The 21366-nt window shown below is 41.7% G+C and carries 17 protein-coding genes and 1 pseudogene; 11 read left to right on the top strand and 7 right to left on the bottom strand.

Going from position 1 to position 21366, the window contains the following annotated elements:
• Positions 1-136: 136 nt before the first annotated feature.
• The gene (locus H7844_07590; protein ID MEO5357144.1) at positions 137-1783 is read right to left on the bottom strand and encodes a DUF2079 domain-containing protein; all 1647 of its coding nucleotides are present in this window, start codon (positions 1781-1783) and stop codon (positions 137-139) included.
• A 79-nt stretch (positions 1784-1862) separates the two neighbouring features.
• Between H7844_07590 and H7844_07595 the strand changes: the two genes are divergently transcribed.
• The 4 genes from H7844_07595 to H7844_07610 are packed head-to-tail and all read left to right on the top strand — an operon-like array spanning position 1863 to position 6859.
• Positions 1863-3125, top strand: a complete 1263-nt coding sequence (locus H7844_07595) for an oligosaccharide flippase family protein (protein MEO5357145.1) — start codon at positions 1863-1865, stop codon at positions 3123-3125.
• A gap of 1 nt (position 3126) precedes the next feature.
• Positions 3127-4353 carry a glycosyltransferase gene (locus H7844_07600; GenBank protein MEO5357146.1) on the top strand — a complete coding sequence of 409 codons (1227 nt, stop codon included), beginning with the start codon at positions 3127-3129 and terminating at the stop codon, positions 4351-4353.
• Position 4354: 1 nt separating this feature from the next.
• Entirely contained in the window at positions 4355-5869 is a 1515-nt protein-coding gene (locus H7844_07605) for a radical SAM protein (protein MEO5357147.1), read from the top strand.
• Positions 5870-5923: 54 nt separating this feature from the next.
• Positions 5924-6859 carry a glycosyltransferase family 2 protein gene (locus tag H7844_07610; protein MEO5357148.1) on the top strand — a complete coding sequence of 312 codons (936 nt, stop codon included), beginning with the start codon at positions 5924-5926 and terminating at the stop codon, positions 6857-6859.
• 66 nt (positions 6860-6925) lie between these two features.
• Here the strand turns inward: H7844_07610 and H7844_07615 are convergent, their stop codons facing one another.
• From H7844_07615 to H7844_07630, 4 genes are all read right to left on the bottom strand, one after another.
• Positions 6926-8599, bottom strand: coding sequence for a response regulator (locus H7844_07615; protein ID MEO5357149.1), 1674 nt, complete (start codon positions 8597-8599; stop codon positions 6926-6928).
• A gap of 134 nt (positions 8600-8733) precedes the next feature.
• Positions 8734-9108, bottom strand: a complete 375-nt coding sequence (locus tag H7844_07620) for a very short patch repair endonuclease (GenBank protein MEO5357150.1) — start codon at positions 9106-9108, stop codon at positions 8734-8736.
• Positions 9109-9143: 35 nt separating this feature from the next.
• Complete coding sequence (locus H7844_07625; protein MEO5357151.1) at positions 9144-9716, bottom strand: HNH endonuclease; 573 nt, start codon at positions 9714-9716, stop codon at positions 9144-9146.
• Positions 9716-10708, bottom strand: a complete 993-nt coding sequence (locus tag H7844_07630) for a DNA cytosine methyltransferase (GenBank protein MEO5357152.1) — start codon at positions 10706-10708, stop codon at positions 9716-9718. Before H7844_07630 ends, H7844_07625 begins: the two co-directional genes overlap by 1 nt.
• Positions 10709-11153: 445 nt before the next feature.
• Here H7844_07630 and H7844_07635 point away from each other — a divergent pair.
• Positions 11154-11243, top strand: a pseudogene (locus H7844_07635) (prepilin-type N-terminal cleavage/methylation domain-containing protein).
• A gap of 598 nt (positions 11244-11841) precedes the next feature.
• On the opposite strand, the gene H7844_07640 reads toward H7844_07635, so the two are convergent.
• The gene (locus H7844_07640) at positions 11842-15819 is read right to left on the bottom strand and encodes a response regulator (GenBank protein MEO5357153.1); all 3978 of its coding nucleotides are present in this window, start codon (positions 15817-15819) and stop codon (positions 11842-11844) included.
• A gap of 89 nt (positions 15820-15908) precedes the next feature.
• Here H7844_07640 and H7844_07645 point away from each other — a divergent pair, with 89 nt between their 5' ends.
• From H7844_07645 to H7844_07655, 3 genes are all read left to right on the top strand, one after another.
• On the top strand, positions 15909-16316 hold the full coding sequence (locus H7844_07645) for a bacteriohemerythrin (protein MEO5357154.1): 408 nt from the start codon (positions 15909-15911) through the stop codon (positions 16314-16316).
• Between the two features lie 433 nt (positions 16317-16749).
• The gene (locus H7844_07650; protein ID MEO5357155.1) at positions 16750-17214 is read left to right on the top strand and encodes a hypothetical protein; all 465 of its coding nucleotides are present in this window, start codon (positions 16750-16752) and stop codon (positions 17212-17214) included.
• Positions 17214-17531 carry a TRL-like family protein gene (locus H7844_07655; GenBank protein MEO5357156.1) on the top strand — a complete coding sequence of 106 codons (318 nt, stop codon included), beginning with the start codon at positions 17214-17216 and terminating at the stop codon, positions 17529-17531. The genes H7844_07650 and H7844_07655 overlap by 1 nt, the downstream gene beginning before the upstream one ends.
• A 125-nt stretch (positions 17532-17656) precedes the next feature.
• Here the strand turns inward: H7844_07655 and H7844_07660 are convergent, their stop codons facing one another.
• Complete coding sequence (locus H7844_07660; protein MEO5357157.1) at positions 17657-18574, bottom strand: response regulator; 918 nt, start codon at positions 18572-18574, stop codon at positions 17657-17659.
• A 338-nt stretch (positions 18575-18912) separates the two neighbouring features.
• Between H7844_07660 and H7844_07665 the strand changes: the two genes are divergently transcribed.
• The 3 genes from H7844_07665 to H7844_07675 are packed head-to-tail and all read left to right on the top strand — an operon-like array spanning position 18913 to position 21348.
• A complete protein-coding gene (locus H7844_07665; protein ID MEO5357158.1) occupies positions 18913-19626 on the top strand; it encodes a PASTA domain-containing protein in 714 nt (237 codons plus the stop codon).
• A complete protein-coding gene (rpe, locus tag H7844_07670; protein MEO5357159.1) occupies positions 19626-20285 on the top strand; it encodes a ribulose-phosphate 3-epimerase in 660 nt (219 codons plus the stop codon). Before H7844_07665 ends, rpe begins: the two co-directional genes overlap by 1 nt.
• Complete coding sequence (locus H7844_07675) at positions 20275-21348, top strand: tetratricopeptide repeat protein (protein ID MEO5357160.1); 1074 nt, start codon at positions 20275-20277, stop codon at positions 21346-21348. The genes rpe and H7844_07675 overlap by 11 nt, the downstream gene beginning before the upstream one ends.
• Positions 21349-21366 lie beyond the last annotated feature (18 nt).

The following is a 21366-nucleotide window of genomic DNA, read 5'->3' on the forward strand; positions in this document are numbered from 1 at the left end:
GTGACTGTTTTATCATTAGCGCTGAATTGCTGCGTTGTTTTTGCCGCTATTGTGGATAAATTATTTGCCGTGCCTGAGGCTGTGCCTGTGGAGTTTGAACCTACCGTGAATGTGATAAAGTCGGGATAAAATCTGCTTATGGGCTATTACCTATGTTTTTCATAAACACATACACCTGATCAACTTCAAAAACAACTCTAAAATTTTCCGATTGTCTGAGCTTTTCAAACTCACGCATATAATCGGCGTTATTTACAGAGTCATAAAGAAAGAGGGGTCTTTTTAAATCCAGTATAATGTAGCCGGCCTGCTGCCACATGCGCGGAAAAACCTCAAGACTATCCCTGTTGGCAATATCCCCTCCATATGCATTGTTTTGGCAAACTACTTTAACATTTCCGTCTTTTGGAATTATTGCAACAGCCTTGCTGAGGGTTTCCTCATGAGGGCCGATTATATAGTTTCTTCTGTGCCATGTGTCTGACCACCCCTGTTTAAGAAAATTAAGCGAAACAGGAGAAGGGCTGTGTGCAATGTTAAACGTAGCTACCATTATTAATATAAAAAGTAATACCGAACCAGTAAAGTTTTTCCCATATCTGTCATTTAGTCCCTTCAGCGCAATTGTGAGAGAGACAAAAACCGGAGCAATATTTGCTACACTGTAATGAGAATCCAAAGATGAGTGCAAATGATTTACAGATAAAAAAGAAATAATAAAAAACGGCACAGCAGGGATAAGTTCCTTTAAACGCAAAAATGGGATAAATAAAAAAGGTAAAAATTGAAAAATTACAAAAAACACTTTCCTGTCAATAAACTTTAAAATACTGTGAAATAAAACTGAGGGATTGTGTAAAGCCTCTCCGATATATGAGAAATTATCCATAAAAGATGCAAGATTTTTTGGAAGCAGCACAAAGATATAGAACAGTGCCGCAGAGATAAGCACTAAAAAAACCATCGCAAATATAATTGCAGGGCGCCTCCCCTTTTTGTCAAAAGCAACATAAAAAGAAAAAAACAACGCACCGATTATAAAAGTCTCTTTTGTTAATGCCCCTGCTGTTATTGCAATTAAGGCTGCCGTATGTCTGCCCCTTAATGAAAACCTGTATGCCCAAAGACAGAAAAACAAGTAAAAAAAATCAGGATGAAAAACTGAAATCGTATTAAACTCCGTCTGCGGGTACAAAAAGAAAATGACTACAAGCACAATCAGCCATACCCTGTCCTCAATATACATTTTAAAAATAGAAAAAAGAGCAATGACCGAAAGTGTCATAAACAAAACCTGTGATAACACAACAATATGTACGGATGGATAAAATTTAAAAAGCAGCCCGTACATTAACAGTATCGGTTGGAAATGTCCGGCCAATGAGGCTTTTATCGCATCCGGCAGCGTGTTGGATACTGAAATTCCCCAAATTTTGTGGCCGAAAATTCCCATGTCAAAGTAATTTGTGTTAAAACTCTCAAAGCGTAAATATGCCATAACAGCAAAAACAACAAAGTACAATACACTAATAACTATGATGATTTTTTTATAATGAACAGCTGAAAACTCTTTGATCTTATCCGGCATATGCAGCCTGCCTTTAAAAGACAACAGAAAAAAAGCAAAACCGGTTAACAACCCCAGCAATGGCATAATGATATATCTGTAAAGGGCAATATTTTTATTGAAAGCCGTAGTAGGCAGATGATTTCCCTCTATCGCTATATACAATAAAGAGACATGCAAAACAACAATAGCAATAATTATCAGTGTTTTTCTCATCTTTGTAAAAAGAACTAAGAATAAAAATGTTAGTAAATAGTATAATTAAATTTGTTTGTTAATGCAATCAGGACAATCTGTGAGAAAAAACAGTTTAATAAAAAGTGGTTTGCTTATATTTACCGGCATGTCTGCCGGAAATGTTATAAATTATCTGTTTCAGGTGACAATGGGACGTGTATTGGAGGTACGCTCATTTGGCGAGATGAACGCTCTTTTTTCCATCTTTATGATTATTGGAATACCCTCTACAAGCATTACATCCTACCTTGCAGGTGTTGTTTCACGCCACCTGGCTCAAAACAACCTTACCCATATCTTAACGTATAAACGCAGGGCTTATGCATGGACGGCTGTATTTTGCATGGTTGTTTTAACGGCAGGGTGGTTATTTATGCCGCAATTTATGAATTTTACTGAAATAACACAAAAATCAGCAGTAGTATTTTTCCTGCTCTATTTGGCAATTTCCATGAGTCTGCCTGTCAATCTTGGATTTATTCAGGGTTTTAAATTTTTTTCTTTTTTCAGCATATTCTCCGGTGGATTCCCTCTGGTAAAATATGTCATATGCACAGGGCTGGTCTTATTGGGATTTGGACTGACAGGTGTAATGGCAGGAATGTTTTTCACACTGTTAATAATGACGTTTGTTTTATTTCTAAGAGTTGAAAAAGCGATTAATCCTGATCTTTGCAATACCACTTATGTGTATAAGGAGAAAACCTCAATGGACTTTTACCATATTTTTATTTCTTATCTTGCCTATGCACTACTGACCCAAACGGATATCTTTCTGGTTAAATGCTATTTCTCCTCTTATGAAACCGGCATATTCAGCTCCGCCTCCATTATCGGAAAAACCGTTTTATACATTCCTCAGGGGATAGTTTTCAGCCTGTTTCCAATCGTTGCCCACAGTAAGGCCAAAGATGAGAACACTTTGAATCATCTGGTTAAGTCTGTTATATTTACGGCTGTTCTGTGTCTGCCGTTTTTAATTGCTTTAGCTTTTTTTAGAAATCCCATAGTGTCAGTACTTTTTGGAAATAGATACATGGCCTCAGGAGAGTTGATTACTCTGTTAGCATTTGCAATGTTTCCGTTTGCCATTATTTCCGTTTGCCTAAACTACAGTCTTGCCCTTAAAAAATATCTGTTTTCATATATAATGCTGGTTATCTCTCTTGTTCAGATTTCAGCTATAGCACTATACCACACAACCCTTCTTCAGATTGCCAAAGTAATTTTGCTTTGTGGTATCAGCTGTGTTATAATTTATTTTATAGTTTTGGTTATACAATTAAAAGGAAAATCTGAACCGATAAGCGCTGATTCATAAAATGGAACTTCACACAAAATTTAACACTGTGGTTATTTCAACTTACACGTTTATTTATGATGGGATAAGAAACAGCAATTCTGGACCTGTAGTGCCGTTAATAAACTACTTTGTACCCAGAGCCGAAACACTTTACCTTCTTGAACAGCCCCTACCTGGAAGCGACTTTACAGACACCAGAGTCACGGTTTTCCACGAGGGTAAAACAGAAGAAAAAATCATAAAAAACCACTTTTCCCCATGGCGGGCACAGAAAAGGCTAAACAGTAACAAGACCTACATCGGGCTGAAAATCAGGGATGTTTTTTCAAATTTCACCTTTCTGGCAGACAATTACAAGCATTTGAAAGCAGACCTGTTTATCGGCCTTGAGTGTATTAACGCACTTTTTGGCGTCTTTTTAAAACATTTAGGGCTTGCTAAAAAAGTGGTTTATTATATCTTTGACTGGGCGCCGGATCGCTATAAAAATCCGTTAATGAACAATACATATATATGGCTGGACAAAATGGCCACATACCACTGTGATTATACATGGAACATAACCTATACCATAGAAGAGGCTAAAAAGAATATTCTCAATTTCTCTCCTAAAAAGATGTCCCGTCAGTTATATGTCCCCTATTGCGTTGACTTTGATAAGCGGCGCATACTTAAAAATGATGAGATAAACGGCAATCTGATAGTCTATGCCGGCGGGCTCATAGAGGAAAACGGCCCCCAAATTCTTATAGAAGCCTTCAGAATCATTCTGGAGAGATTCCCTGAAGCAAAACTCCTGATAATAGGAGGCGGCCATATGGAAGCAGCCCTGAGAAACAGGGTATCCGTCTGTGGCATGGATGGAAGCGTGGAAATAACAGGATATATAAAGGAAGATGAAAGAGTTACAGAGCTGCAACGTCGTGGTGCTGTGGGTGTTGCCCCATATCCCATCATAAAGGGTTCAAGAAAACCATTTGGTGATGTTATTAAAATAAGAGTCTATTTTTCATGCGGCCTGCCGGTAGTCTCAACCCCGGTGCCTCCGGTTACTAAAGAGATAGCGCAGGAGAGACTCGGACTGGTCACTGAGAATGACTCCCCTGAGTCACTTGCAGCAGCAATTTCAACTTTTCTGTCCGACAAGGACTTCCTGTACCAAACCAGAGAAAGAGTAATCGAAAAAGCAATGAAAAGCACCTGGGATGAAAACTTCAACAGTGCTTTAAAGGAAATGGAATATTAATATGCACAAGAGCAATGGATTAAAAATAATGCTTACCAATCCGGCGGTAAAAGAAAAAATAGATGATAAAAAGGAGCGTTATTTTATAAAGGCCGGCAGCCGGTGGCCGTGGAGCTACATTAAAAGAATCAACGAGGAATGCGTACCGCCTTTTCCCTTCTATCTTGCTTATTCTGCACAAATTTTAAGAAACGAAGGATTTGATGTCTATACCCTTGACGGCGTTGCACTGAACATGGAAAAGCCTGTTTTCATTGAAAAGGTACTTACGGTAGCTCCTGATGTGCTTGTCATTGAGACAGCCGCTCACGCATTCATGCACGATGTTAACCTCGCCAAAGAGTTAAAGTCTAAGCTCTCTTCCAATCTAAAGATCATTTTCACCGGCCCCCATGCCACAACTTTTGCCAATGAAATTATGTTAAATTACCCTCACATAGACATAGTACTCAGGGGCGAATACGAATTCCTGCTCCTTGAGGTCGTAAAAAGGCTGCAAAACAATGACAATTTAAGGATTGACGGCGTTGCTTACAGAGATAACGGAAATCTGGTTGTATCCGGCAAAAAGGGCTTTATTGAGGATATAAACAAACTGCCTTATCCGGCATTTGAACTCTTTCCATCTGAAGAGGCACCTGATATTACCAGGTACGGAGACGGTATATGCACTTACAAACCGGCGGTAACACTTCACTCATCAAGAGGATGCCCCTTTAAATGCAACTTCTGCCTGTGGAATCAGGTTATGTACGACAACAGGAAGTACCGTATGTTTTCTCCTGAAAGAGTTGTGGATGAGATGTGTTATGTTATAGAGAATTTTGGTGCAAAGGAGATTTATTTCGATGACGATGATTTTTGCATAAATAAAAAGCATGTTGTTGATATATGCGATGAAATCAAAGCTCGTAAGCTTAAAATAAAGTGGTCGTGCATGGGGGATGCGATAAGCACAGATGAGGAGATGTTAAAAGTTATGGCGGAGGCCGGCTGCATATTTATGAAGTTTGGGGTAGAAAGCGGTAATAAAGATATTCTGAGGCAGATGGGCAAACCGCTGGAGCCGCTCAAAGCCATACAGACGGCGGAAATCTGCAGAAAATATGGTATCATGACACACGCTACCTTTGTCTTTGGCCTTTATGGCGACACCATGGATTCGATGAGGGAAACCCTTGCACTTGCCAATAAAATCAAATTCGATTATGCTCAGGCCTCTATAGCCACACCGCTGCCAGGCACCAGACTGTATGATTTACTCATTGACAGCGGCAGGATTAAGGATATGGATTTTAATAATTTCGACGGAACCAGATCATGTGTTGTTTTATCCGAACACCTTAGCCCGCAACAGGTGGTAGCTTTCAGGAAAAAGGCTATAAAGTCAATGGTTTTGCACAAGATGGCCGACCCGATATGGTGGAGAAATTTTATCAGAAGGAATGCTATACTTTACAAAGAGTATGGTCATGAGAAGGTGTTTTCACCCATTTACACATTGTTTAACTTATAATGAAAAAGCGCTTGCCGGCAGGTGCATTAAATAATAAGAATAATAAGAAAAAATATGAAGACAATTTCAATAGTGATTCCTGTGTATTGTGAGGAAGAAAACATTAAAAAGTTTTACGACCGCATCGCAGCTATAAAAACTCCTGAGAGTTGTGAAATTATCGAATATGTTTTTGTGGATGACGGCAGCACAGATAGTACATTTATAGTTCTAAAGCATTTAGCAACATTAGACGGAAGGTTAAAAGTAATCCGGCTTTCAAGAAACTTCGGTAAGGAGACCGCTCTGACAGCAGGGGTAAAGGCGGCAAAAGGAGATGCCGTTATAACAATGGACGGAGATTTGCAGCATCCTCCTGAGTTAATTTCAGATATGGTACAAATGTGGAGAGCAGGCAAGGATGTGGTTATAGCAGTAAGAGAAACCAGCACTCACAGCTCTTTTATAAGAATGTGTGGAGCACGGATTTTTTACTGGATAATGAATAAAATATCCGCTATAGATATGGAAGCAAACAGTACTGATTTCAGGCTTATTGACAAAAAAGTGGCTGAGGCATTTTCAACGATGACCGAACAGGCACGTCTTTACAGAGGGCTTATCAACTGGCTTGGATTTGAAAAAGGATTTATCCGCTTTGAAGCCGACAAACGGCATGGCGGCTCCGTTATGTATTCGTACAGAAAACTTATCGAGCTGGCTTTAAACAGTTTCACATCATTTTCACTGTTTCCTCTTAAAATAGCAGGAATTCTTGGTATCTTAATATCCGTCTTCAGCGCTGTTTTGACGGTAATTATATTTGTAAGCAGATTTTTGTACAAATCGCAATATTTCTCACCACTATCCATCGTTGTTGTAAGCAACACTTTTCTGATAGGAGTTGTATTAATCTGTATGGGACTTATCGGAATCTACACAGGTAATATCTACAAAGAGGTTCAGAACAGGCCGCTGTTTATTGTAAAAGAAACTATCAATATGGATTAATGACTACAGCCATATGTCTTGTCTTAGTCAGTTTTGGCAGCGGCAACGTGAGGCAGCGTTAAGCTGTTAAATGGAAACGTCTGTGCCGTCTCCTTCCTGGCACTTAAACTTATTAAATCTGTCAACAAGTTGCTGGAATTTCATGTTATTGGGGTCTAAGTCGTTTATTCTCTCTATGTATTTTTCACACTTGTATAAGTAGCGGTCGTCTCTGCCGGTTTTCTGCAAGTAGTCGATTATTGCCCTGAGGGCATTTAAGTTTATAGTGAAATTTGAGGGCAGCCCGTCTGCGGCTTTTTCAAATAAACCTATTGCCTCAATAAGCATCCCCTTGTTGATTAAATCAACGCCCTTGTTATTGATTCCTATAATCTCCGCCTTCGTATCTGCTACAAAATCAACCCCCTCATCAGCCATATTTAAATCCCTGAATGTTTCCTGAACCTTACTCAATACGCTGTTGTCGGAGTGATTGTTCTTTACGACATACTTCATTAATTCCATGCCCTTGTCTTTTTCACCAAATTTAATATAGGTCTCGGCTATTTCAATAGCTAATTCCGGGGACACTTTGCAGTCAAGTTTCTTGAAAATTCTCTCAGCCTCCTTTAAAGACTCCATAGACTTACCTTGTTGGCCGGTTTCAGAGTATATGTGGCCCTCTATGAGTGTTGCCTGAAGTAACACCTCGTCAGTGCCGGCAAAGTCTGTCTTGACTTCTTCTATCATCGCAAGAGCTTTTCTTGTATCATTTTTCTTAACAAAGACCCTTGCCAGTTGTGTGTAATCGGATGATTCTTTAAAGAGAGAGGTCTTGCCTAGTTTAACGGCAGATTTAAAAGATGTCTCAGCCACATCGAAATCCTTATTTTTAAGTGCTACGTTGCCAAGCGCTCTTTGCCGGAATATTGCCCTGGGCGATATGCTTGCAGCCTCTTCTAAAAGCTCCTGAGCACCCCTTTTGTCCCCTAACTCCTCCAATGTTCTGGCAAGCCAGTCGTAGGCTGGTATAAACATATCGTTTTCATCAATAAGCGACCTGAATGTATTGCGGGCATCCATGAATCTTCTTGTGAAAAAATAAACCTTTCCCATATTAAATACCGCCCATACCAGCCTGTACTTACTTAATACCAGTAAATACACCTTCTCAGCGTTTTTGTAATCACTGCTTACCATATAGATTTCACCTTTGACTTTTAAAATATCCATGACATATTTTGGATGGTTTTTCATTAACTCGTCACACAAGGTGATTGCACCTAAGAAATCCTTATACATTATAGCTCTGTCAATATCTGCAAACAACTGTTTCCTCTCATCGGCTGCTTTAATCCGTGCTATAAGGTCCTTAGTCGTGAAAGGTTTTACCAGATACCCATCCGGCTGATAATCCATAACACCCATTACCATCTTTAAGGTATTTTCAGCTGTTATCATTATAAACATTGATGAATACCCTATTTTCTTTTTATATGTAAGCTCCTCAAATATCTGCTGACCGTCTTTTTTATTCTCACCCAGATTATAATCGCAGAGAATTATATCATATGGAACGCGGGAGATTTTACTTATTGCATCGTTTGCATCATCGGTTATATCAACTGATTTTGCACCAAGACTTAAGAGACTTCTTCTTAAACTTTCTCTGAACTCTCTGAAGTCATCTATAACAATTACTCTCTTGTCTTTTAATACAACATCTATTGCTTGTTCCCTGTTATACAACGTTTTTGTCATTAAGCTTCCCCGTCTATGACTTTTCTATTGAACAAATCCGAACGAATCGCAGAGATAATCATACTACAAACGAATACAAATTGTAAATAACCTTAAAAAACTGGTAGTGTCTCAGTTTGAATTTCTAATAGAAGTTATCCGAGGAAATCCAAGAGTTGTTGTTTTAATTCCTCATTGTCTTTAATTTTGCATTCCCATAATACCAGCACACGCCATCCCTGGAGTTTCAAAGTTGCTTCATGCTTTGCATCACGTGTTTGATTATGTACAAGTTTGGGCTGCCAATAATTGGTTTTTGATTTCGGAGTGCGTGCGTCTTTGCAATTCGGGTCTGAATGTAGATGCCAAAAACAGCCGTGTATGAAAATAACAGCGTGGCGGCTTGGAAAAACCATATCCGGCGTGCCGGGAAGGTCTTTGCGGTGAAGCCGGAAACGATAACCCATGCGATGTGCCAATCGGCGCACAATCATTTCAGGCTTTGTGTCCTTGCTCTGTATGGCACGCATGTTGTCACTGCGGCGGTCTATAGAGATTTTATCAGTCAATATTTAAGATCAAATTTCTGACGCAGCCAATCATAAACAGATCGTTGCTCCTCAATTCCCGCACGTCTAATCTGTGTTAGTAACCAAATAGTGCTTGGCTTTTCTGTCGTGATATTCTTTGCACCCTGATTGCAGGTAGAACATAGAGCTCGCAAGTTTGATAATTCGTCTTTTCCACCATGACTACGATCAACAATGTGACCGATGTGAAGTCGAGCTTTGCGGCCAGTAAAAGGATCAATATCGCCGGGTGTAAGCCCGCACATCTGGCAGGTAAAGCCGTTTCGATCGAGAACCATAGCACGCAATCGGGTTGAAATTACAGGTGAAAATACAACAATAGACTTCTCTGGCGGCTTTTCCCGTAACAGATATTGCCCTGGTTTTAAGTCGGCACTGTCGTGGTGCGAAAGAATCGGCCAGCCTTCCTGATCTCGTAACTCTCTTAATCGGCGCCCATATTGCCCCGCACCGCTTGCTGCTTGTTGTATTTCGTGGGATTCAATAACACGGCCAATGTTGGCAAGAAGAAATTGACGTATTTTTTCCTTTGATCCCATTCTTGCCATTATGCCCAGCTTTGTTGCTTAGTTTTATAAAAAACTTGCCGCGCTGTTAAACAAGCATGGATCTGAGCTGCTACAGCACAAGCAACGGGTGGGGGAAAAGCGTTTCCCACTTGCCGGTAAGCCTGTGTTTTTTTACCTGTGAAAACCCAATCATCTGGGAATCCTTGAAGCCGCGCTACCATAGGTATAGTAAGACGTGGTGTTCCCACAAAATTAACATCTGGAGGCTCATCGGCAATGCCGAGACCATCAACACTTAACGCGGACCATGCCTTCCTTGCACGTGTTGGCCCAAGATCAGGACCGCCATGTTTCTTTGATCCACCAACAATGGTTGGTGCTATCTCGTTAGCTTGCTCGCGCCACGACAATGCACCACGCCAGCAACGTGAAACCATAAGATCAAAAAGAGTCTCTCCCACTGTTAATGGTCTTTGTTTGTTCGGGGTCGGCCATTCGAAAGCATCCGCATATTTTTCAAGAATTGCAACGAAAATAACACGGGGGCGGAGCTGTGGAACACCATAATCTGAGGCATTCAAAAGCCGCCAATCTGTTTTATAGCCAAGTTTGCCAATCTGGCCGGAGACATACTTCCGGTAGTCCTCAAAGATTGAATCAAGGATACCTCGTACGTTTTCGATCATAACAGCACGTGGGCGGATTTGCTCAATCAGGCGGATAGCAGCCGGAAACAAATTGCGTTCGTCGGCCTTGCCAAGCTGTTTACCTGCTTTAGAGAATGGTGGGCACGGTAACCCACCGGCAAGAAGATCTAATTTTTCAAACGGCGATCCATCAAATGTTTCAATGTCTTGTTCAAAAACTTGCCAATAAGGACGATTTAACCTGAGAGTATTGCAACAATGCTGGTCAATCTCCACAAGTCCTTTATGTTCAAAACCGGCAAGCTCTATCCCAAGTGCCTGGCCACCACCGCCAGCGCACAACTCTAAAGAGGTAAGTGCTTTCCCTTTAATTCTGTATTTCATTAACTGAATTATGTCGAAACTTATAAACAAAGTCAAGAGTGAATTTTACATATCTTTCGTACATTTATGACAGATTGTGTCACAACTTGACACTATTTGACAGCAACTATGCCGGCCTGCCCTATATGCATCCTGATTATTTTAGATTTTCTCTCTGGCATACATTGTGCTAAATATTTATATAGTATGCTACAATGACACTCTCAATTGGTAAAATAAACGGTTCTTTAACCGTAATACCAAGTAGCAGTCAAAAGAGTAACGAGGCGGCAAGGAGAAAGCGACCTCCCCTTAACAGGGGAATCCCCTTTGGGGAGACGTCAAGGAGCTTTCGACGAAGCCAACAAAGTTAATCGAATGAATGCAACTTGGTATAAGCAGAGTTACATGTGGAGGATTTCTTATGTTTAATGCAATGGCTTATAAAAAGACATCTGAGGGCAGCATCCGGTCAGGCAAAGGCTTCACATTGATAGAACTTTTGATAGTAATTGCAATCATAGGAATATTGACGGCCATTGCTGTGCCGGCTTTTTTGGGACAGAGGGAAAAGGCCAAAGTAAGATCAACCGAGTTCGGAGCAAAGTCTGCTGCAACAGACATACAAGCATATCTTGACGCCTATGTCGCAGGTGAGCCCTACATAATAGTGTCAGACTCCAGCGGCAACGAGGGCTGTTTTCAGTCTAACGTATCATCAGCAAGCGGACATACTTGTAATACAGCATATAGTGTATCAAGTACAGGGACCTATCCTATCTACCCCAATGGTCTGTCAACTGTTATAACCCACTTTATATCACACCATACATTTAAGGGAGACAGAAGCGCCTATACCGGAAATCCTCTGTTTATCTCCAGCTCCACCATTAACAGCGGCGAGGTGCTTGTAACACCGGTAAACAGCCGTACTGTCAGCATACTTGCATATACAACAAACTTAACAAGTCCGGTGTTTAGCCAAATGGTTATTATGCGTTAATACCAAGTTGCATTCAATCGTCTAACCTCGTTGGCTTCGTCAAAAGCTCCTGGTCTCCACTAAAGGGGAGGCCGCCGCTTTCTCCCAGCCGCCTGTGTTTACTTCTGACTACAACTTGGTATGAGGCCATACAATGGCTTCAGCAAACTCTTTATAGCTCAACTCCAATAGAGGCTGATACCTCTTTCAATTTCTCAAGGGCGTCTTCAAATTCAAATCTTGAGATAAGTGCTTTTATCTGTTTAGCTACAGCCCCGGCTCCGCAAGCCGTTAGTTTTTCCGTAATACCATCCACCATGTCAGTTGCACTTGAATCGTCATCGGCAAGCAGTGCTGCAAACTTCTTTACTTCACTTGTAAATGCACTCATGTCAATTTGTGTAAGCGTACTTCCGGCAGAGACCTCTATTGATTCCTTAACGGGGGAGGACACTGCACTGGAAATTCTCAGAAGCAGGCCTTTGAGTGTTAACTCCATTGACTCTAAAGCCTGAGGGAGCTCGTCTGTCAGTCCTTTATGCAGCATTCCCTCAACAGCTGCCGCAACATCAAACATCTCATTTGCTCCGATATTGCCGGCCAATCCCTTAACAGTATGCGCCTCACGGGTTGCAGTTTCAAAATCATTGCAGGCTATAGCCGTCTTTATCCTGCTCATAACATCTGATTGTGTCTCTGCAAAACGTGTTATCAGTTTTATTAATAAACCGGCTTTCCCCCCAACACGGCTGATGGCTGTTTTTAAATCAAGGCCTGCAATATCAGGCAGGCCGTCTTCATAAGTTTTTGACAATTGTGTAATGACAGAGATATCCACTTTTGGTTTTATCCACTGTGCTAGGGTGGTAAAGAGCTGTCCCACATCTATGGGTTTTGCTATGTGGTCGTTCATACCGGAGTGTATACATTTTTCACGGTCTCCGGCCATTGCATTGGCGGTCATGGCAATTACAGGAAGATCCTTTAAACTATCATCCTGTCTGATAGAACGAGTAGCCTCAAAACCGTCCATAACCGGCATCTGGCAGTCCATCAAAACGGCGTCATACTTTTTGGCCTTTACTTTTTCCAGAGATTGCAGGCCATTTACGGCAACATCAACCCTAATTCCGGCCTCCTGAAGTATTTCAAGGGCTAATTCCTGATTAACCTCGTTGTCCTCGACAAGGAGCACGTATGCCCCGCTCAGTGATTTTTCGGCCAGCCGGTAATCAGCCTGTCGCTTATGCTTGCGGGTACCATGAACAACCTCTTTACCAAGAGCCGACAGGATGCTGTCAAGCAATGTGGAGGGACTTACCGGCTTAACCAGCAGTCCGTCAATTTTTACATCAGTTGTTTGTTGTAGCAGCTCATCACGGCTATAGGCTGTAACCATGACAAAGGCCGGCGTATTGGCTAACCTTGTATCGGAACGAATACGGCGGATTGTTTCAACTCCGTCCATCCCTGGCATGCTCCAGTCCATAAGTACAAGTCCGTATGGCATGTTTTGAAGAGCCGCCCGCTCAAGCTCAGCTATAGCCTCTGTACCGCTGCTTACGGCAGTGGATTCAAACCTCAGAGAGGTCAGCATGGTTTTGAAAATTTCCCGTGCTCTTGCATTATCATCCACAACCAGTATGTGAAGTCCTTTAGCATCTTCAGTTGTGGCTGCTAAGTGCCTTTGTGCTGACTGAAGACCAAATTTTGCGGTAAAATAAAAAGTGCTGCCGACACCGGGCTCACTCTTTACGGCAATTTGTCCGTCCATCATCTCAACCAGCCGCTTACTGATTGTAAGTCCTAAGCCGGTGCCACCGTACTTGCGGGTCGTTGAGCTGTCAGCTTGTGAAAAAGCCTTAAAAAGCTTATTTTGTTGCTCCACACTAAGCCCAACCCCTGTGTCTGCCACACCAAAGTATAAACGCACCCCATCAGGCTCATCGGCCTCTTTTGTAACACTTATAATAATCTCTCCCTTTTCAGTAAACTTGATGGCATTGTTTGTGAGATTAATTAATACCTGACCCAGTCTCAGTGAATCTCCGACAAGGGCGGTAGGAACACTGGTATCTATATTAAACAGCAGTTCAAGGCCTTTTTCCTGAGCTTTTATGATTGACAGGTCGGCCAAATGCTCTAAGACATCCTCCAAAAGAAAATCGTGCCGCTCAAACTGCATTTTACCGGCTTCAATTTTAGAAAAATCGAGAATATCGTTTATTATACCAAGCAGATTCTTTGCCGCCGATTCAACTTTTTCTATATAATTACGCTGTTTTGTGGTTAGTTCTGTTTGGAGCGCCAAATGAGACATACCGATAATGGCATTCATCGGAGTGCGAATTTCGTGGCTCATATTGGCAAGAAAATCGGATTTCATCTTTGTCGCCTCCTCGGCGATTTCTTTAGCTGCCCTTATTTCCTCCTGTGCTCTTATGAATTCAGTAATGTCCTGAGTAACTCCATACATATCGGTAGGTTTGCCATGAGCGTTTCTTATCACGTTACCAAGAGAGTGTATCCATACAACTATCCCATCAATCGGGCGTTTATAGGCATAAACGCTGTCATGGACGGGGATAATTCCGGCAACGGCGTCATTGAAATTCTTAAGCGCAGCATTAGCCGCCTCCTCATTGCCTTCCCGCACATGTAAAAACCAGTCATCCATGATATGGTAACGGAGGTCTGGGTTTGGAATATCACCGAATATGGCAGCCGCACGCTCTGATGAGTTGTACCATCCGGAGCCGTCAAGGGGAACATGCCAGTAGCCGGCTTTTGAAAGCGCTAGTGCAGTATCTGCAAGGAAATTTGCTTTATTAATTGCCATCTCGCTGCGGATACGCTCGGTAATATCCCTGAAGACAACCACTATGCCAACCATAACGCCGTTTTTATAAATCGGATTAGTAGTATATTCGACATGGAAACAGGTGCCATCCTTGCGCCACAGTACCTCATCTGTGATATTACGGCTTTTACCGTCTTGGGTAGTACGGTATATGTGGCACTCACTCCACGGATACTCAGTGCCGTCCTCGTGGGCATAGTGGACAGCGGTGTGCATCAGTTTGCCTAGGAGTTCCTCCACAGCATATCCCAGCATTGTACCGGCGGCATTGTTGGCAAAAGCTACAATACCTGAGCTGTCAAGGCCGCAAATCCCATCCTTTATTGAAGAGAGAATCAGACGGCTGCGCTCCTCGATTTGCTCCAGTGCCGCCCTGCTTTCCTCCAACTCGTTCTTGCGCGCAAGTAGTTGTTGCTCGGATGCAGCCAGTGCCTGTGTCTGTGCCTGAGTTTTTTGAAGCAATTCCTGAGTTGCAATGCTACCCGATAGAATCTCCATGTTTAAAGCCACAAGTGGAAGCAGAGTATCAAGAAAAACAATCTGTTCTTCAACAAATGCCCCAAGAGTGCCAAGCTCAATAACTGCAATTACGCTATTGCGGTGCACAACAGGAACAACTGCAACGGAGGAGACAAACAAAGCGCCAGGCCCGATGTGAGTAGATACAACCTGACCGGAGGAAAACGATAATTCTCTGGTTGCCTTATCACATGCAACTTGCCCGATTACACCCTCACCCCAAGCAAAGGAGCGCATGGCAGCGGTATCACCGCAGGCATAGCCACCCACCCATTTCAGCTCTGTGCGAGCCTCATTACTAACATAATATGCCCCATAAATAATCCCCATAACAGGGGCGATTTTTGAAGTCAGCTCATTGCCAAAATCGGCATAAGTTGTACATTTTTGAAGTGACTGAGCGATCTCTGTAACAGATTCCTTCATCCATGTTTTCTTCGCTTCTTTGATATCAATCTGCCTCAGCGCCTCAAGAGCGACGCCTATTCTGCCAAATTCATTATTTAAACCGTGATATGGAATATCATCATTTAATTTCCCTTCCGACAACCCGATAATGCTCTCATAAAACGCCTTTAGCGGGCGCTTAAGCGAACCTGTGAATAAGTATGACAGCACGATAAGTATAATGATTCCTGAGATAGCCCCAAGCTGTGGGAACCCTGAAAAACCCGTAAATAAAAAGATGGCTGTCAATATGCAGGTAAATACCATCATACGACTGGATACTGTCATGTTTTCAAAATATTTTTTTAAGTTACTATTTTTCATAGGCTTATAATAACAGCACAAAAGGTATTGCGTTATTTTACAGGCTTATATATACTAAAGTAAAGAAAGCTGCCGAGGGAGGGTATGCAATGTCATTAGTAACGTGGTCAGAGAGTTTAAGCGTACATGTAAAAGAATTTGATGGACAACATCAGAAACTTGTCCAGCTTTTAAATGATGTTTACGACGCTGTAGCCGCAAAAAAGGGTAACGATGTATTAAGAAAAGTGCTTGGTGATCTGATAGATTATACAAAGTACCATTTTGAGACTGAAGAGAAGTATATGGACACATACGGCTACCCTGAAGGTCTCAAACATAAGCAGGAGCACAAGGATTTAACAGATAAGGTGTTGGATTTCCATGGTAAGTTTGTAGCAGGTAAGGCTATTGTGGATATCCTAGTGATGAACTTCCTTCAGGAGTGGCTGGTAAAACATATCCTTGACAGCGATAAAAAATATGGCCTTTATTTAAACACCAAAGGAGTATCGTAACGAGAATAATATAAAACAAAACACCGGTGTCGGAATATTTTTATTCAACCTGAAGATGCTTCTGCGTGGAGATATTATACCAAGTAGCAGTCAAAAGAGTAACGAGGCGGCAAGGAGAAAGCGACCTCCCCTCATAGGGGAATCCCCTTTAGGGGAGACGTCAAGGAGCTTTCGACGATGCCAACAAAGTTAATCGAATGAATGCAACTTGGTATTAAGTCTGCGGGTTATTCAATATTCTATTCACTACAGCAAAACTGTAATATAGAAATATCCATAAATGTATTATGGCTAACAAAGGCAAAAAAAATAAAACTTGACATTTTTTCGGCTTTTTGGTAGTCTTACAATCGGCATTCGTAAAATTCCATTTTGATAGCGGCAAAATTCTCAGTTTATGAGATAATATAAAGTATCTTAACAGGAGGAGTTTATGTCAAAAAAAATGACAGGGCAGTTTGATGATTTGATTGAAATGGCGGCACAGTTTGTACAAAAACAAAAAGGAGTGTGGGACCACACTGCATGGACCGATTTCTTAGCCGAGGCAAAAGCAATGGGCTATGAGATAAACGATGAGTTGAAGGCCTATCTCGGTTCTTTACTTGACTCTATGAAGAAAGTTTACAATGCTGCAATTGCAACTGAAAGCATATCCAAGCTGATGACAGGGATGGCGGAAAACACAGTTGATTTCATGAAAAAAACTAAAGGTGTATGGGACCACGATGGCTGGCAGAGCTACCTTAAAGACATTCAGAAAAAGGGCCTTGATTTAAACGATGAAACAACCAAATACCTTGGTGGTGTGCTGGAGGCTTCAAAAGAACTATATACATTTCCCCCGATTGCAAACAAGATGATGGCTAAAGCTGCAAAGAAATCAAAAGAAGCTTAATGAAGTTAATCAGTGTTGTTATAGTTTGCTTGTTGCTGCCGGTTGTTTTTGCAGGGTGTGGATACATTTCCGACGGACCCTCAGGATGGGCGGTAAATAATGTGAAGATGCCTGTAGCCAAAGGCCCTGCCATCAGCGGCTATAAAGAAGGAAAAGGATGCATCTATGCTGCCTTTGGTATGATCTCTGTCGGAGATGCTTCAATAGAAAATGCTATGAGAGCCGGCGCCATAAAAGAAGTATATACCATTGATACTCTTACTCAAAGTTTTTTTGGCACTTACACCAGACAGTGCACCATTGTTATCGGCAATTAAAAAACGGCAAATATATGATGAGCCGGTTTGATACCGGAGTCTGAGAGCAAGGGTAAAGCTATTGGAGCAGGTGGTTTTTCCCTTGCGCAACGGCTCATGCTCCAAAACAGAGCTTCACGAAACACTCACTTATTTAAAACCTGGCTTCCGGATAATGATTTTTGTGCAAGAATCATTGCCTGTTCAACTATTGTCTTGCAGTTAATTGCCGGCACTTCCCCCTCATTGGTAATTTGAGCAATAATCTCTTGAGCAAGTTTAAGTTCACGGGTACGATATTTCAGTTCTCTGTCATTTTGCAGTTTTTTTATTGCCTTTTCCACTAAGAGTATCAATTGGTCAAGATCAACCGGTTTTTTTAAAAAACTCATCGCTCCATCCCGCATTGCTTGTATCGCTGAGTGCTCATCACAATGCCCTGATATTATTATTGCCTCAAAGTCATCATTGATGCTACGCATTAGATGCAATGCCTCAAGTCCGTTCATTTTTGGCATTTTAATATCTAAAAGGACTATGTCCATCTTTATAAGAGTAAAAATAGTAAGTGCAGCCTCACCGTTTGAAGCTTCCAACACTTTCCAATCCTCTTTTTCTAATACATACTTCAGCCAGGTGCGGGGTATTCCCTCATCCTCAACTAAAAGAATGTTAGGAATAAATATTTCTTTTTTCCTCATATTGATCTTTTCTTTTGCCCGCCCAAGAGCTATAGTAAGAATATTAAGGTCTATCGGTTTTTTCAAATAGTCCAAAACACCTTCACGAAGGGCTGTTATAGCTGTATCCACATCACCATGGCCGGTAAAGACAATTATCTCTGTCTCTGCGGATATTTCTCTAATCGTACGAACTACCTCCATGCCGCCTATACCCGGCATCTTAAGGTCTGTCAGCACTATTTGAGGATGTTCCATGTGAAACAGCTCCATTGCAATTAACCCATTTTCCGCCTGTATTACCTCAAACAGCTCCTTCTCAATATATTTTGCTAAATGTTTTCTGGTTGCTTCCTCATCCTCTATCAACAAAACCTTATACATTTATAACACCTCCTGCGCAACAGCGCTAAGATTGTAATTTCACAGCCGGCAGCACTATTTAAATATTGTTCCTAATAAAAACGACTTCTAATCGAAACTAAATAAACCAGCGTATTATGCTTATATTTGCAAATTAATTCAATAAAAAAAAATACTTGAAATTACAATTGTTTTGTGATAATATTATGACTTAATCTAATGTATAAAAGCAAAGTTGTAGTTAGCAGGTTGTTTGTATATAACATCTAAATAATATTTTGCACCTGCAATAGACGGCGCGTAAAAGGGTTGATTGGTAACAGAAATTTTGTATGCATTTTAGCTGAAGGATTATAACAGTGAAAGCGTTATTAAGAATGGTTTTGTTTTTTTTCTTATTTGTGATTGTCTCTCTGGTTACAGGGTATGTTACCTTTAACGCTCTTACATCAAGTAAAAGCATAACGGTACCGGACTTAACCGGTAAAAGCCTCCTGGAGGCAACAGGGATTTTAGCCGGTGTGAAGTTATTTTTAAAAATAGAAGGTGAGGACTATGACAGCAGCGTAAAGGCAGGGCAGATAATGAAGCAGAACATTCCCCCCGGCAACAAAATAAAAGAGGGCAGAACCATATCGGTGGTAATGAGTAAGGGGCAGAATTTCACGGAGTCCGACCTCAAGGGGCTTGCCCTGGATAAGGCATACGAAACAGCAGCTCATAACAAAACTAAGATAGCCCGCGTCCTTGAGGTACACTCCGATACCCATGAAAAGGGTACTGTGATTGCCCAGAGGCCGGTCTCAGAGGAAAAAGGCAATGCTGAGGTTGATCTGCTTGTAAGTGCCGGTCATTTTGTGGAAACCTATATATGTCCGGATTTTATAGGGAAAACGACCGAATTTGCCGACAAAATAGCCGGCACTATCGGTATTAAAACAGTAATTTCCGGCTCCGGCTCTAAAATTGTAAGCCAGAAACCAAACCCGGACACTATAATCAAACGAGGGGACTCTGTTTCTCTGCAAGCAGAAGAAGAGGAACAATCCAATCAGAATGAAGAGGAATTGTAATGGTATTAATAGCGCCTTCAATACTGTCTGCTAATTTTCTGGAGTTAGGCAGGGAAATACGGGATACAGAAGCGGCCGGGGCCGACTACTTCCACATAGATGTTATGGACGGCAGTTTTGTACCCAATATAACTATCGGTTACTTTGTGGTTGAGCAGGTTAAAAAGGCGGCAACCATTCCCCTTGACGTTCATCTTATGATAGAACGGCCTGACAGATATGTAAAAAACTTTATAGATGCAGGAGCGGATATTTTAACTGTACATCTTGAATCTGACAGACACCTTCACAGGACTATCGCATGGATAAAAGAGCAGGGAGTTAAGGCCGGTGTTTCCATTAACCCGGCAAGTCCAGTAAGCTTACTTAAGGATGTAATAGAGGATGTTGACCTTGTGCTCATAATGAGTGTAAATCCTGGATTTGGCGGCCAGAAGTTTATCCCCGGGACAGTTAAAAAGTTAATACAGTTAAAAGAAATGCTCAGAGAGCACGGCGTAAACCCAATAGTGGAAATAGACGGTGGAGTATCACCTAAAAACATAAAAACGGTGGTGGATGCCGGGGCTGACATGGCAGTCATGGGTTCTGCCTTTTATACATCCGGCAACTACAGTAAAACTATAGCGGAAATACGGACTTTAACCGGTGCAAAGTAAGACGGAACGATATATAGAGAAGGCTCTGATGTACAGGGATGCCTCTGAGTATAACAAAGCCATGATGGCATACGGCAGGGCACTGAAGCTGTGTAAAAATGAAGATGAGCTGAGGCTCCGGTGTCTTTCCGACCTTGCCGACTGTCAACGTATGTCGGGTAGATTTAAAAAAGCCGCAGATAGTTATAAACAAGCACGGGATTTATCAAACGCCCTCAATGATAACACAACAGCCCTGGACTGTACCGTGGGGTGGGCGCTGGCCTTAAGAGCGTGTGGATTATGGGAAGAGGCGTTTCAAAAAATAGAAGAGGCCCATAAAGGATATATCAAGGGTGGAGACAACTCCGGTATCGCCTTTTGCACATGGGCAAAAGGCGGAACTTTCAGAATTCAGGGAGATATAAAGCAAGCCGTTGAGTTATTTGAAAAAGCGAGGGGAATGTTTGAAACACTTGAGGAAACTCCCGGTGTTGGCTACTGCCATACCGGCATAGGTGGGGCAAAGCGTGTGGCAGGGGATTTTGCCGCCTCACTAGATAACTACACAGCGGCAAACTGTATCTTTAAAAAACTACACGACCGCTTTGGAGTAGCTTATTCGTACTGCGGCATTGGCAATGCCTTACGTATGACGGGGGAGTTTTCGGGAAGCAGAAAATATTTAAAAAAAGCTCTAACCATTTATAAACAAATAGATGACATTGTGAGCTCTGCATATACCCTTTGGAGCCTTGGTACACTCTCTCTGATGCAGGGAAGGCTCTCTGAGGCCGGAGTGCACTTTTGTGAGGCTCTTAAGTGTTTCAGGAAAACGTCGGATGTGCGCGGAGTGGCGTATGTTTTTTTAGGGAAATCACAGATTGAGTTAATGTATAAAAGAAAACGTCAGGCTGCTGCATATTTGAAAAAAGCGCTAAATATAACCGGTAAGTACTCATTTGGTATAGAGCACTGTCACGGGACGGCAATAATGGCTGCATTGGACGGAAATAACGGCATATGTCACAATGAACTGGGGATTTATGACATTGGCTGCTCTTTTCCTTTCAACATACCATAAAATTTTATTTATAGAATG

Source organism: Nitrospirae bacterium YQR-1 (assembly GCA_039908095.1).
Classification (GTDB): domain Bacteria; phylum Nitrospirota; class Thermodesulfovibrionia; order Thermodesulfovibrionales; family Magnetobacteriaceae; genus Magnetomonas.

Coding starts and splice junctions, on each gene's coding strand:
- H7844_07590 (MEO5357144.1), bottom strand. CDS start 1,783: ATGAGAAAAACACTGATAATTATTGCTATTGTTGTTTTGCATGTCTCT.
- H7844_07600 (MEO5357146.1), top strand. CDS start 3,127: ATGGAACTTCACACAAAATTTAACACTGTGGTTATTTCAACTTACACG.
- H7844_07605 (MEO5357147.1), top strand. CDS start 4,355: ATGCACAAGAGCAATGGATTAAAAATAATGCTTACCAATCCGGCGGTA.
- H7844_07610 (MEO5357148.1), top strand. CDS start 5,924: ATGAAGACAATTTCAATAGTGATTCCTGTGTATTGTGAGGAAGAAAAC.
- H7844_07615 (MEO5357149.1), bottom strand. CDS start 8,599: ATGACAAAAACGTTGTATAACAGGGAACAAGCAATAGATGTTGTATTA.
- H7844_07620 (MEO5357150.1), bottom strand. CDS start 9,108: ATGCGTGCCATACAGAGCAAGGACACAAAGCCTGAAATGATTGTGCGC.
- H7844_07625 (MEO5357151.1), bottom strand. CDS start 9,716: ATGGCAAGAATGGGATCAAAGGAAAAAATACGTCAATTTCTTCTTGCC.
- H7844_07630 (MEO5357152.1), bottom strand. CDS start 10,708: ATGAAATACAGAATTAAAGGGAAAGCACTTACCTCTTTAGAGTTGTGC.
- H7844_07640 (MEO5357153.1), bottom strand. CDS start 15,819: ATGAAAAATAGTAACTTAAAAAAATATTTTGAAAACATGACAGTATCC.
- H7844_07645 (MEO5357154.1), top strand. CDS start 15,909: ATGTCATTAGTAACGTGGTCAGAGAGTTTAAGCGTACATGTAAAAGAA.
- H7844_07650 (MEO5357155.1), top strand. CDS start 16,750: ATGTCAAAAAAAATGACAGGGCAGTTTGATGATTTGATTGAAATGGCG.
- H7844_07655 (MEO5357156.1), top strand. CDS start 17,214: ATGAAGTTAATCAGTGTTGTTATAGTTTGCTTGTTGCTGCCGGTTGTT.
- H7844_07660 (MEO5357157.1), bottom strand. CDS start 18,574: ATGTATAAGGTTTTGTTGATAGAGGATGAGGAAGCAACCAGAAAACAT.
- rpe (MEO5357159.1), top strand. CDS start 19,626: ATGGTATTAATAGCGCCTTCAATACTGTCTGCTAATTTTCTGGAGTTA.